The organism is Zoogloea sp. (assembly GCF_030157465.1).
In the GTDB taxonomy this organism is placed as follows: Bacteria; Pseudomonadota; Gammaproteobacteria; order Burkholderiales; family Rhodocyclaceae; genus Zoogloea.
In genome coordinates this window covers 1-11632 of the sequence record NZ_JAOAUU010000118.1, presented here as the reverse complement: position 1 = coordinate 11632, position 11632 = coordinate 1, and the positions used below count along the sequence as shown (strand labels likewise).

The 11632-nt window shown below is 59.6% G+C and carries 11 protein-coding genes and 1 tRNA gene; 10 read left to right on the top strand and 2 right to left on the bottom strand.

The window, feature by feature from the left end; all coding sequences use genetic code 11:
- The first annotated feature begins 111 nt into the window (after positions 1–111).
- Positions 112–891, top strand: a complete 780-nt coding sequence (locus Q1W26_RS14280) for a ZIP family metal transporter (RefSeq protein WP_300441476.1) — start codon at positions 112–114, stop codon at positions 889–891.
- Here Q1W26_RS14280 and Q1W26_RS14275 read toward each other — a convergent pair.
- Positions 823–1047, bottom strand: coding sequence for a hypothetical protein (locus Q1W26_RS14275; protein WP_300441473.1), 225 nt, complete (start codon positions 1045–1047; stop codon positions 823–825). The two genes, Q1W26_RS14280 and Q1W26_RS14275, sit on opposite strands and share 69 nt — an antisense overlap.
- 112 nt (positions 1048–1159) lie before the next feature.
- Here Q1W26_RS14275 and phaC point away from each other — a divergent pair, with 112 nt between their 5' ends.
- From phaC to Q1W26_RS14235, 8 genes are all read left to right on the top strand, one after another.
- Positions 1160–2899, top strand: coding sequence for a class I poly(R)-hydroxyalkanoic acid synthase (gene phaC, locus Q1W26_RS14270; protein ID WP_300441471.1), 1740 nt, complete (start codon positions 1160–1162; stop codon positions 2897–2899).
- A 131-nt stretch (positions 2900–3030) separates the two neighbouring features.
- On the top strand, positions 3031–3771 hold the full coding sequence (gene phbB, locus Q1W26_RS14265) for an acetoacetyl-CoA reductase (protein ID WP_300441469.1): 741 nt from the start codon (positions 3031–3033) through the stop codon (positions 3769–3771).
- A 34-nt stretch (positions 3772–3805) separates the two neighbouring features.
- Complete coding sequence (gene phbB, locus Q1W26_RS14260; protein ID WP_300441467.1) at positions 3806–4546, top strand: acetoacetyl-CoA reductase; 741 nt, start codon at positions 3806–3808, stop codon at positions 4544–4546.
- Between the two features lie 109 nt (positions 4547–4655).
- Positions 4656–5261, top strand: coding sequence for a polyhydroxyalkanoate synthesis repressor PhaR (phaR, locus tag Q1W26_RS14255; RefSeq protein ID WP_300441464.1), 606 nt, complete (start codon positions 4656–4658; stop codon positions 5259–5261).
- Positions 5262–5324: 63 nt separating this feature from the next.
- Positions 5325–6653 carry a 30S ribosomal protein S12 methylthiotransferase RimO gene (gene rimO / locus Q1W26_RS14250; RefSeq protein WP_300441462.1) on the top strand — a complete coding sequence of 443 codons (1329 nt, stop codon included), beginning with the start codon at positions 5325–5327 and terminating at the stop codon, positions 6651–6653.
- Positions 6654–6709: 56 nt separating this feature from the next.
- Positions 6710–7615, top strand: a complete 906-nt coding sequence (locus Q1W26_RS14245) for a patatin-like phospholipase family protein (RefSeq protein ID WP_300441459.1) — start codon at positions 6710–6712, stop codon at positions 7613–7615.
- A 28-nt stretch (positions 7616–7643) separates the two neighbouring features.
- The gene (locus tag Q1W26_RS14240; protein ID WP_300441457.1) at positions 7644–9056 is read left to right on the top strand and encodes an FAD-binding oxidoreductase; all 1413 of its coding nucleotides are present in this window, start codon (positions 7644–7646) and stop codon (positions 9054–9056) included.
- Positions 9057–9172: 116 nt separating this feature from the next.
- Entirely contained in the window at positions 9173–9784 is a 612-nt protein-coding gene (locus Q1W26_RS14235; RefSeq protein ID WP_300441454.1) for a peptidoglycan-binding domain-containing protein, read from the top strand.
- A gap of 59 nt (positions 9785–9843) precedes the next feature.
- Here the strand turns inward: Q1W26_RS14235 and Q1W26_RS14230 are convergent, their stop codons facing one another.
- On the bottom strand, positions 9844–11106 hold the full coding sequence (locus Q1W26_RS14230; RefSeq protein WP_300441451.1) for a hypothetical protein: 1263 nt from the start codon (positions 11104–11106) through the stop codon (positions 9844–9846).
- 383 nt (positions 11107–11489) lie between these two features.
- Between Q1W26_RS14230 and Q1W26_RS14225 the strand changes: the two genes are divergently transcribed.
- A tRNA-Ala gene (locus Q1W26_RS14225) sits at positions 11490–11565 on the top strand.
- Positions 11566–11632 lie beyond the last annotated feature (67 nt).

The following is an 11632-nucleotide window of genomic DNA, read 5'->3' as shown; positions in this document are numbered from 1 at the left end:
TAACGAGACTTCCATTCGGCATACTGCTGGTTCGATAATTGAGAACAGGCCCTAAGCCGTGAAGGTTACGAGCGTTACTGGCGGTATACTGCCCGGCCGATATCTTCCTGTATGACCATGACGCCCCTCGCCTGGATTGTAGTGATGAGTTTTGCCGGCGGGCTGCTCAGTGTCGTTGTGGCTTCCCTGTTTGCCTTTGCGGCGCGCCCCAACTGGGTGCCGGTGCTGATCAGCTACGCCATCGGCGCACTGCTGGGCGCGGCATTCCTGGAAGTCCTGCCCCACGCCATCGAAGCCGCCGAAAGCCCCGAGCGGGCCGCGATGAATGTGCTGGCCGGCATCATGTTGTTTTTCGTGCTGGAAAAGCTGGTGCTCTGGCGCCACTGTCACGACGAAGGCTGTCACGGCCACGAGCACAACGGACACGATCATGGTCGCAGCGGCCTTTTGATCCTCGTCGGCGACACCTTTCACAACTTTGTCGATGGTGTGCTTATTGCCGCAGCCTTTGTCGAAAGTACGCCGCTGGGCATCGTGACCGCGCTGGCGATCATCGCCCATGAAATTCCCCAGGAAGTGGGGGATTTCCTGATCCTGATCCACTCGGGTTACAGCAAGACAAAAGCGCTGGTCTTCAATCTGCTATCCAGTCTTGCGACACTTGTCGGCGGCATCCTCGCTTATTTCGCGCTATCCCACATGCAGTCGCTGGTGCCGGTGTTTCTTGCGCTTGCTGCCGCGAGTATGATTTACGTCGCGGTGGCCGATCTCATTCCAGGTTTGCACAAGCGAACGGAGTTGCGGGCCACCGCCCAGCAGGTATTATTGATCGCCGCCGGCATCGCTTCCATCGTCTTTGCCCATCCTCTCGCCGAGAGGGCGATGAGCTGACCGGCGTCGTCGGGCCGGTGTACCAAACAGCCACAAAAACAGGGAGAGCGGCGCAACACCATAGAACAGGAAAGTCAGTATCCCGCCAATAACGGTGGTTTCCGTCACGGTGGCCAGCAGTGCGACGTAAAGCCAGGCAATAGCAATAATATACATACGCAAATTCTACTCGGCGTAGGGCGGGCCGGGGCGGGATATGGTCAGTTGCACATGCAGCAGCTGCTCTTCGTTTCCCGCAGACCCGGACGAAAACACAAAGGAGAGCTGGATGTCTGTAACACCGGAGCAATCTGCTGAAGCGCTGCAAGGCATGTTCAAGTTCGGCCAGTCGCTGGCTGAAGGTTTTTTCGATTTCCTCGGCAAACAGGGTGTGGCCATTCCGCAGGTTGCACCTGCCCAGGCTCCACAGCTGCCGCTGCCCGAAGCCCAGGAGCTGGCAAAGCTCCAGCGGGAACTCGCCGAAGCCCATGCCCGTCTGTGGGCATCCATGGCGCAGGCCAGGCCGGGCGAACCCGCTGAGCCGATGGTCAAGCCCCAGCCGGGCGACCGTCGTTTCAATGCGCCCGAATGGTCGTCGAGCCCCGTGTTCGACTACATCCGTCAGGCTTATCTGCTCAACTCGGATTACCTGAACAAGATTGCCGATGCCGTGCCGGTTGCCGATGGTCGAGCCAAGGCGCGCATGCAGTACATGACCCGTCAGTACATCGACGCGTTGTCTCCGTCGAATTTTGCGGCGACCAACCCCGAGTTCATCCAGGCAGCCCTCGATACCAAGGGTGAAAGCATCACCCAGGGCATCAAGAACCTCATGGGCGACATGGAAAAGGGACGCATCTCGATGACCGACGAGTCGGCCTTCGAGATTGGCCGTAACCTGGCCACGACACCGGGTTCCGTCATCTTCGAGAACGAGCTGATCCAGCTCATCCAGTACGCTCCGATGACGGAAAAGGTCTACAAGACCCCGCTGCTGATCGTTCCTCCCTGTATCAACAAGTTCTACATCATGGATCTCCAGCCGGCCAATTCGCTGGTGCGATTCATCGTCGAGCAAGGTTTCACCGTCTTCCTCGTCTCCTGGAAGAACGCCAAGGCCGAGCAGTCGCACCTTGGTTGGGATGATTACCTCGAGCAAGGTCCGATCACCGCGCTGCAGGTTGTGCGTGACGTGACCAAGGTCGACAAGCCGAACGTACTCGGCTTCTGTGTCGGCGGCACGATGTTGTCGTCGGCGCTGGCCGTGCTGCGTGGCAAGGGCGAAGATCCGGCCGAAAGTCTTACGCTGATGACGACCCTGCTCGATTTCAGCGATGCCGGCGAGATCGGCTGTCTGGTGGATGAGGCCGCTGTTGCGGCTCGCGAGGCAGCCATCGGCAAGGGTGGTTTGCTGATGGGGCGCGAGCTGTCCCAGGTTTTCTCCAGCCTGCGGGCCAACGACCTGATCTGGCAATACGTGGTCGGCAACTACCTGAAGGGCAAGACGCCCGAGGCCTTCGACCTGCTGTACTGGAACTCCGACAGCACCAACCTGGCCGGCCCCTTCCTCGCCTGGTACCTGCGCAACATGTACCTCGAAAACAACCTGCGCGTGCCGGGAAAGCTCGAAATGCTGGGCGTAAAGGTGGATATGGGCAAGGTCGACATGCCTTCCTACCTGCTGGCCACCCGCGAAGACCATATTGTTCCCTGGACCAGTGCCTATCTGGTGCGCCAGATTCTTGGCGGCGAATCGACCTTCGTGCTGGGCGCCAGCGGTCATATTGCCGGGGCAATCAATCCGGCCTCGAAGAATCGCCGTAGCTACTGGGTCAGCGACTCCACTGCGTCGGTTCCGGAAGAATGGCTGGAAACGGCAACCGAAGAGAAGGGCAGCTGGTGGCTGCACTGGATCGAATGGCTCAAGCCGCGCAGTGGCAGCATGGTTGCTGCGCGTAACAAGCTGGGTAATGCGAAATACAAGGTGCTCGAAGCTGCGCCTGGCCGTTACGTCAAGGAAAAAGCCTGAACAATTCGGCCGGCACCCGGGAAGATATCCGGGGCCGGAGTTCCGGAAGTGATTAGTCGGCAGTGAGCGTAATGGGGGCGCTGCCGGAGTTCGCGTAACCCCCGCATAATTCACTAGAAGGAGGGAAGAAAATGGCACGAGTAGCATTGGTTACCGGTGGTATGGGTGGTCTGGGTGAGTCGATCTGCATCAAGCTGGCGGCGCTTGGCTACAAAGTGGTTACAACCCATTCGCCGGGCAATACGGGCGCTGCCGAATGGCTTCAGACCATGAACAACATGGGTTACGGCTTCAAGGCCTATCCCTGCGACGTGGCGGATTTCGATTCATGCAAGGCTTGCGTAGATGCCGTCACGGCCGACATCGGTCCGGTGGATGTGTTGGTGAACAACGCCGGCATCACCCGTGACATGACCTTCAAGCGCATGACCAAGGCTGATTGGGATGCCGTTATCCATACCAACCTCGACAGCGTATTCAACATGACCAAGCAGGTCATGGATGGCATGGTCGAGCGCAAGTGGGGGCGCGTCATCAACGTGTCGTCGCTTAACGGTATCAAGGGTGCATTTGGTCAAACCAATTACGCCGCGGCCAAGGCGGGCATGCACGGCTTTACCAAGTCCCTGGCTCTGGAAGTGGCCAAGTCCGGCGTGACCGTGAATACCATTTCTCCGGGCTATATCGGCACCAAGATGGTGCTCGCAATTCCTCAGGAAGTGCTCGACAGCAAAATCCTGCCCCATATTCCGATGAGCCGTTTGGGCAAACCGGAAGAAATCGCTGGTCTTATCGCTTATCTCTCGTCCGACGAGGCGGCTTTCGTGACCGGCGCCAACATTTCTATCAACGGCGGCCAGCATATGTTCTAATCGAACTTTCGCACCGCAACATAAGGAAAGTGTAATGTCTCAGCGCATCGCTCTTGTAACCGGCGCAGTTGGTGGTCTTGGCACTGCGATCTGCAAATCCCTCGCTGCCGCGGGTGTCCGCGTGGTGGGTAACTTCTATCCTGGTGATCCCGCCAAGGAAGCCTGGGTTGAAGCCCGCAAGGCTGAAGGCCTCGATATCCCGTTGTACGGATTCGACGTCTCTGACTACGAGCAGTGCAAGGCGGCCGTTGAGGCAATCGTCAGCGAAGTCGGCCCGATCGACATCCTGGTGAATAACGCCGGCATCACCCGTGACAAGTTCTTCCCGAAGATGGAAAAGGGTCAGTGGGATGCGGTCATTGCGACCAACCTCTCCAGCCTGTTCAACGTGACCCACACCATTTCCCCGAAGATGGCGGAACGTGGTTTTGGCCGCATCATCAACATCTCCTCGGTGAATGGCGTCAAGGGTCAGGCTGGCCAGACCAACTACTCCGCCGCCAAGGCTGGCGTGATTGGTTTCACCAAGGCTCTGGCGGCCGAGCTGGCCACCAAGGGCGTGACGTGTAACGCCATTGCCCCGGGCTACATCGGCACCGACATGGTCATGGCGATCAAGGAAGAAGTTCGTAACGCCATTATTGACACCGTGCCGGTCAAGCGTCTGGGCAAGCCGGAAGAGATCGGCGCCGCGGTTGTTTACCTGTCGTCCGAGCTGGCTGGCTATGTTACTGGCGCCACCCTGAACGTGAACGGCGGCCTGTACTACCAGTAATCTGCTGCAACAAGCTTCACGCGAACCCCGCCGCATGGCGGGGTTTTTTTTTGCGCACCGCAGTATAATCTCCGCAGGCGATTCCATCGCCACCGAGGAGATAACACGAATGGCTGATCAACTTCGCCTGATAAAAAAGTACCCGAATCGCCGTCTTTACGATACACAGACCAGCTCCTACATCACGCTCGCCGACGTGAAGGAACTCGTTCTTGAACATGGTGTTTTTCAGGTGGTCGACGCCAAGACCGGTGACGACCTGACCCGTAACATCCTGCTGCAAATCATCCTCGAAGAGGAGGCCGGTGGTGCTCCGATGTTCACCTCCGACCTGCTTTCCCAGATGATCCGCTTCTATGGCAACGCCATGCAGGGAATGATGGGCAAATACCTTGAGAACAACATCAAGGGTTTTACCGACATGCAGGCCAAGCTCCAGGAGCAGGTGCGCTCCGTGTATGGCGAAAAGGCCACGGTGAGCCAGGATCTCTGGGCCCAGTTTCTGAACTTTCAGGGGCCCGCAATGCAAAGCATGATGGGTGCCTACATGGAGCAGAGCAAGAAGATGTACGCGCAGATGCAGGAGCAGCTCGATAGCCAGACGCGCAACATCTTCTCCGGCTTCCAGTTTCCGAATTTTGTCGCGGGCTTCACCCCGGACAAGATCGATCCGGAGGCGCCCGGCGCCGAGCCGGCGGGTACGCCCAAGAAATAGCCAAACGGGGCCGCGCGATCGTCGCGGCCCTTGCACTTTTACTCCTTCCGTTTTTCCCGACGCATGACCCAGACCAAGCAAGCAGCCGCTCCGAAAGTCGGCTTCGTATCCCTCGGGTGCCCCAAGGCGCTTGTGGACTCCGAGCACATCCTCACCCGCCTGCGGACTGAGGGCTACGAGATTTCTCCATCCTACGAAGGTTCCGACCTCGTGGTCATCAACACCTGCGGCTTCATTGATGCAGCGGTTGAAGAATCCCTCGATGCCATCGGTGAAGCCCTCAACGAGAACGGCAAGGTCATTGTTACCGGCTGTCTCGGTGCGAAGGCCGACGTGGTGATGGCGGCCCATCCCCAGGTGCTTGCCGTCACCGGCCCCCATGCCACCGAGCAGGTCATGCACGAGGTGCACAAGCACCTGCCCAAGCCGCACGATCCCTTCATTGACCTGTTGCCGCCGCAGGGCGTCAAGCTGACGCCCAATCACTACGCCTACCTGAAGATTTCCGAAGGCTGCAATCATCGCTGCACCTTCTGCATCATTCCGTCGATGCGCGGCGATCTCGTCAGCCGGCCGATTGGCGACGTGATGCGCGAGGCCGAGAACCTCGTCAATGCCGGCGTGAAGGAGCTTCTGGTCGTTTCGCAAGACACCAGCGCCTACGGCGTCGACGTCAAGTACCGCACCGGTTTCTGGGGTGGCAAGCCCGTGCGCACCAAACTCTACGACCTGTGCAACGCCTTGGGCGATCTGGGCGTCTGGGTGCGGCTGCATTACGTCTACCCTTACCCCAGCGTCGACGACATCATTCCGCTGATGGCCGAAGGCAAGATCCTGCCTTACCTCGACGTGCCCTTCCAGCACGCCAGCCCGCGCATCCTCAAGGCGATGAAGCGCCCGGCAAGTACCGAGAACAACCTCGAGCGCATCCGCCGCTGGCGCGAAATCTGCCCCGATCTCACGATCCGCTCGACCTTCATCACGGGCTTCCCCGGCGAAACCGACGCGGATTTCGAAGAACTGTTGCAGTTCCTCGAAGAGGCCAAACTCGACCGCGTCGGTGCCTTCGCCTATTCGCCGGTGGAAGGTGCTGCCGCCAACGAATTGCCCGATCCGGTGCCGGAAGAAATCCGTGAAGAACGCCGCATTCAGCTCATGGAGTTTCAGGAGGACATCTCCACCGAACGGCTCGAGCGTTTCATCGGCCGCGAAATGACGGTGCTGGTGGACGAGGTCGACGAGGAGGGCGCTCTGGCCCGCTCGCCTGGCGACGCCCCGGATATCGACGGCCTTGTGATCATCCCGGCTGGCGAAGATCTCGAACCCGGCGAGTTTGCCCGTGTGCGCATCACCGATTGCGACGTGCACGACCTCTTCGCCGAACCCATCTAAACCCCGTCGCCCCTGTGGGTCAATGACGTCCGACCCACAGGGAAAACAGCCCCCCCATGAAACGCTCCCCTCGCATCGGCATTGCGCTTGGCAGCGGCTCAGCCCGCGGCTGGGCGCACATCGGAGTGTTGCGTGCCCTGGCGCGGGAAGGGATTGAGCCGCAAATCATCAGCGGTTGCTCGATCGGCGCTTTTGTCGGTGCCGTGGCTGCCGCCGGCGATCTCGACAAGCTGGGCTCCTGGGTCGAAACCCTTGGCTGGCAGGATGTGGTCGGACTGATGGACATGGGCCTGCGTGGCGGGCTCATCAAGGGCGACAAGCTGATCGCCTTTTTCGAGCGCAATTTTGTCGATCGTGATTTCACCGCGCTGACCCATCTTTTTGGCTGCGTCGCCACCGATTTGCAAAATGGTCATGAAGTCTGGCTGCGTGAGGGGAGTGTCTCCACCGCCGTAAGGGCTTCCATTGCACTGCCCGGCCTGATGACCCCGGCCTGGCAGGACGGTCGCCTGCTGGTCGATGGCGGGCTGGTCAATCCCGTTCCCGTGTCGCTGGCCCGGGCCATGGGGGCCGATATCGTCATCGCGGTCGATCTCAATTCCGACGTGGTGGGTGCGGCCTGGCGAAGCCGGCCGGAGCAGGAGGCGGAGGTGACTGAGCTTGGCTGGCCGCGCAAGTTGCTGGCCCGCTTCGGGCGCAACGGCCAGGGGGCTGCCAGCGTATCGGGCAGCGACCCCGAAAGCCTCCCATCAATGCTCACCGTGATGCAGAGCAGCATTTCCATCATGTCGGTGCGAATTGCCAGAAGCCGGCTCGCCGGGGAGCCGGCCGACGTATTGATCTCACCGCGCCTCGCCCAGCTCGGGCTGATGGATTATCACCGCGGCGCCGAGGCGATCGCCGAAGGCGAGGCGGCCGTCGCGCTTGCCCTTCCTGCCATCAGGCGCGCTCTCGGACGTTGAACCTTTCATTCGACGGGAGGCTCTGCCCATGAATGCCCTAATCGAAACCCTGCAGGAAATCGTCGGCACTCCCCACTGTTTGAGTGCAGAGGCCGACAAGGCGCCCTTTCTGACCGACTGGCGCGGGCGATACACCGGCAAGGCGCTGGCTGTCGTGCTGCCGGCGGATACGGAACAGGTTTCTTCCGTGCTGTGTGCCTGTGCAGCGGCGGGCTGTGCGGTGGTGCCGCAGGGCGGCAACACCGGCTTGTGCGGCGCGGCAACCCCGCTGGCAGAAGGCGGGCCTGCGATTGTGCTCAACCTCTCCCGTTTGCGCCGGATTCGCCAGGTGGATGCCCTCAACAACGCCATCACCGTCGAAGCCGGTGTGCCGCTGGCTGTCGTTCAGGCTGCCGCGGAAGAGGTCGATCGACTGTTTCCCCTTTCGCTGGCGAGCGAGGGCTCCTGCGAGGTGGGTGGCTTCATCTCCACCAACGCCGGTGGTGTCCAGGTGCTGCGCTACGGCAACACGCGCGAGCTGGTGCTCGGGCTGGAGGTCGTCCTGCCGGATGGACGGATCTGGAATGGCCTGCGAGCGCTGCGCAAGGACAACACCGGTTACGACCTCAAGCAACTTTTTATCGGAGCAGAAGGGACGCTCGGTGTTGTCACCGCTGCAACGCTCAAGCTTTTTGCGCGCCCCCGCAGTGCGGTAACGGCCTGGCTGGCTGTCGCCGAACCTGCTGCTGCGGTGGCTTTGCTGGGGCGTCTTCGCGGTGCTGCCGGAGACAGGGTTACTGCGTTCGAGTTGATCAGCAGGCCTTCACTGGACTTGGTGCTGCTGCACATTGCCGGCGCCCGCGACCCGCTGGCGCAGCCTCATCCGTGGTACGTGCTTGTGGAACTGACCGACACCCGGGTCGGGTCGGGGCTTGCGGAGTTGCTCGAAACCGAACTGGAAGCTGCAATTGAGGGTGGCGCGGTGCTCGACGGCGTCATTGCTGCGACAAGCAGTCAGGCCGATGCGCTTTGGAGCCTGCGGGAGAACATCTCCGAAGCCCAGAAGCGCGAAGGCGTCAGCATCAAACACGATATCTCGGTGCCGGTCAGCGCAATCCCGGTATTCATCCAGCAGGCCGGCGCGCGCCTGGAGTCGGCTTATCCCGGCGTGCGCATCGTCTGCTTCGGCCATCTGGGCGACGGCAACCTGCACTACAACCTGTCCCGACCGCAGGTTGGCGAGAATGTCGGCTTCATCGGTCGCAGCGACGACGTGAATCGTGTCGTGTATGAACTGGTGGTGGAGCTGTGCGGCTCGATCTCCGCTGAGCACGGTGTTGGGCAATTGAAGCGGAATATCCTGCCCGACTACAAATCAGCTGTCGAAATGACGCTCATGCGGGCGATCAAGCAGGCGATTGATCCGCGTGGTGGTATGAATCCCGGCAAGATACTGCGCTGACATACGGCTTGTCGTTTCATATTCCACGATTCGGGGAGCCGAGTCGGATGTAGCCATTTCTGCTGGGGTACACTAGGCGCTGCTTATGAATCCATCCAGAAGGGAAGGTTGCTGAATTGAAGACCATCATATGTTCTGCAGGTCGATTCAGGTTTTTTGGGGCGTTTTTGCTGGCGGGTTGTTGCGCCACTCAGGCGCTTGCTCTAGACGCCAAGGGTGACTTCGCTATCGACGGTGGTGGCGGACGTCAATGTTCGGCGTTCTCCGAGGCGGCCAAGAAGAAGAATACCGATTACTTCTTATTTGGCGGCTGGGTCGAAGGTTATGTCAGTGCGACCAATCAGTACGCCAAGGATACCTATGACATCACGCCCTGGCAGACAACCGAACTTTTGCTCGCTGCGCTGGGGCAGTATTGCGAAAAGAATCCCAAGCAGCCCTTCATCGTTGCGGTCAACAGCATGCTGGGTGTTTTACAGCCCGGCAGACTTCAGGCGAAATCTGAACTGGTGATGATCCAGACAGATAAGGGTGGGGTTGCACTTTACAAGGCAGTGATCGAGGCGATGCAGCGTAAACTCGCCGAAGACAAGTTATATGCGGGCCCGAAAGACGGCGCTTTTTCACCCGCGCTGAAGGATGCGCTTAGAGACTTCCAGGTCCGCTCCAAGCTGCTGGCGACCGGATTTCCAGATCAGCTTACGTTGAACAGGTTGTTCAACAACTGATCGCCACCACAAAATAAAAGCGGCCGCAAATGCGGCCGCTTTTATTGCTGCTGAAGGAATCAGGCCTTCTTGCGACGCGCCATGGCGGCGAGGGCTGCGAGACCCAGGCCGGTCAGGGACAGGGTTTCGGGTGCAGGCACCACGTTGCCGGTGTCGACGGTCAGGGCGGTCATCGACAGGTCCAGCGTGCCTTGACCCGTAACCGTCAGGCCAATCGGGAAAGCCAGATCGTTGGTAGGAACCAAGCCAAGGTCCGGGCTGATGCCGCGGATCTCGAACTTGGTCACGCCGCCGGTGGGGAAGCTGAAGGTGCCGCCAGCCTGGATGGTGCCGCCGAGGTACCAGTTGGTGCCATCGAACAGCCAGACTTCGTAGCCGTCGGTGTCATTGACAGTGGCGAGGCCAGGAGCCGTGACAGTGGCAAGCTTCGTAGTGGAAGCGGCGCCCAGTTCATAGCGGTAGCCCACGGCGATAACCGGGTCAACCCAGATCGGAGCCTCGATGCCGACAATCTGACCTTGTGCGTTCACAACGTTACCAACCGCAATGTTATTGAACGTGAAGGTGCCAGTCGGCGTGCCGGGGGCCGGTGCGTCGGGCAGAACCGGCACACTGACCGTGCCGCCGGGGGGCGGGGTGCCGTCGGCAGTAGTGATCGCAACGGCCCCATTCACGCTAAACGATCCGGTGAGCGCGCCATCGTTGTTGCCGCCAAAGGCCGTGGAGTCGAGGGTGCGGAACAGGCCGCTGAAACCGGTGCCGCCAACCGGGGTTTCATTAACGTTGATGGTCCAGGTGTTGGCGGACAAGGTGTGGGTTACCGAAACCGAACCGGTGCCAATGGCGCCACTCAGGGGGCCGAACATGTTGCCGAGAATGAGGTTGAGGGCGCTGGCGGAGCCGCTGAACGAACCGCCGGACTGGGCGACGCCGTCGGCGGTGAAGTTACCGGAGGAGAAGTTGTACTTGAAGTTGTCTCCGGTGATGCCTGCAGTGTTGAACACCACGTTGCCGAGCGAAGTCCAGTTGGAAACCGAAGAGTTCAACTCTGCGCCCGGATGCAGCGGTGAGTAATCTACGCTGACGGTGCCGATGCGCTGGCCAGTGGCGTCGCCGCTCTTGGGAACATAGAGGTCAAGTGCGCCATTCACGTTGGTGAGCGAAATCTGGAAAGACCTCGGATCAGTGTCACCGAACCCGGAAATAGCGAAATTGCCCGTAAAATTGTTGGCGGTCGACGTGTAGACGGCTGCCTGAGCCATGCCGGTAGCGCCAAGCGCCAGCGCTGCGGAGATGGCAACTGCAAGTTTCTTTTTAATCATCGTGAGGCCCTTACATGAAGTGCTGAACTTGTTGAAGAGTGTCTAGAAAACATACCTTCTGCGCTTATAGGGCAAGTTCCGGGCCGGTTTGTATAACTGTATGATTGTTTTGTAAAACATGTAAAAAAATGGCAGGGGTTTTGAGGTCTGTGTAAATTTTTCCGACAGGTGCTTCCTCTGTGGCATCTTCGAGGGTGCCGGAACGAGTGGTGGCGCCCTCCTGCAGGGAAGGTGTGTTAATTCACGCTTTCGTCGGCCTGCGCTAGCGTTGTTGCTACAAGTACAAGTTGTGCCGGAAGTCTGCGGCCAACAGAATCGTGGAAATTTTTCATTAGGGGTTTACAAGGCCCAAAGTGATGTCTATAATGCGGTCTTCGTTGGACGGGGGTATAGCTCAGCTGGGAGAGCGCTTGCATGGCATGCAAGAGGTCAGCGGTTCGATCCCGCTTACCTCCACCAAACTAAGTTGTATCGGGTCCCCATCGTCTAGAGGCCTAGGACACCGCCCTTTCACGGCGATAACCGG

Coding starts and splice junctions, on each gene's coding strand:
- rimO (WP_300441462.1), top strand. CDS start 5,325: ATGACCCAGACCAAGCAAGCAGCCGCTCCGAAAGTCGGCTTCGTATCC.
- Q1W26_RS14245 (WP_300441459.1), top strand. CDS start 6,710: ATGAAACGCTCCCCTCGCATCGGCATTGCGCTTGGCAGCGGCTCAGCC.
- Q1W26_RS14280 (WP_300441476.1), top strand. CDS start 112: ATGACCATGACGCCCCTCGCCTGGATTGTAGTGATGAGTTTTGCCGGC.
- phbB (WP_300441467.1), top strand. CDS start 3,806: ATGTCTCAGCGCATCGCTCTTGTAACCGGCGCAGTTGGTGGTCTTGGC.
- phaR (WP_300441464.1), top strand. CDS start 4,656: ATGGCTGATCAACTTCGCCTGATAAAAAAGTACCCGAATCGCCGTCTT.
- Q1W26_RS14230 (WP_300441451.1), bottom strand. CDS start 11,106: ATGATTAAAAAGAAACTTGCAGTTGCCATCTCCGCAGCGCTGGCGCTT.
- phaC (WP_300441471.1), top strand. CDS start 1,160: ATGTCTGTAACACCGGAGCAATCTGCTGAAGCGCTGCAAGGCATGTTC.
- Q1W26_RS14275 (WP_300441473.1), bottom strand. CDS start 1,047: ATGTATATTATTGCTATTGCCTGGCTTTACGTCGCACTGCTGGCCACC.
- phbB (WP_300441469.1), top strand. CDS start 3,031: ATGGCACGAGTAGCATTGGTTACCGGTGGTATGGGTGGTCTGGGTGAG.
- Q1W26_RS14240 (WP_300441457.1), top strand. CDS start 7,644: ATGAATGCCCTAATCGAAACCCTGCAGGAAATCGTCGGCACTCCCCAC.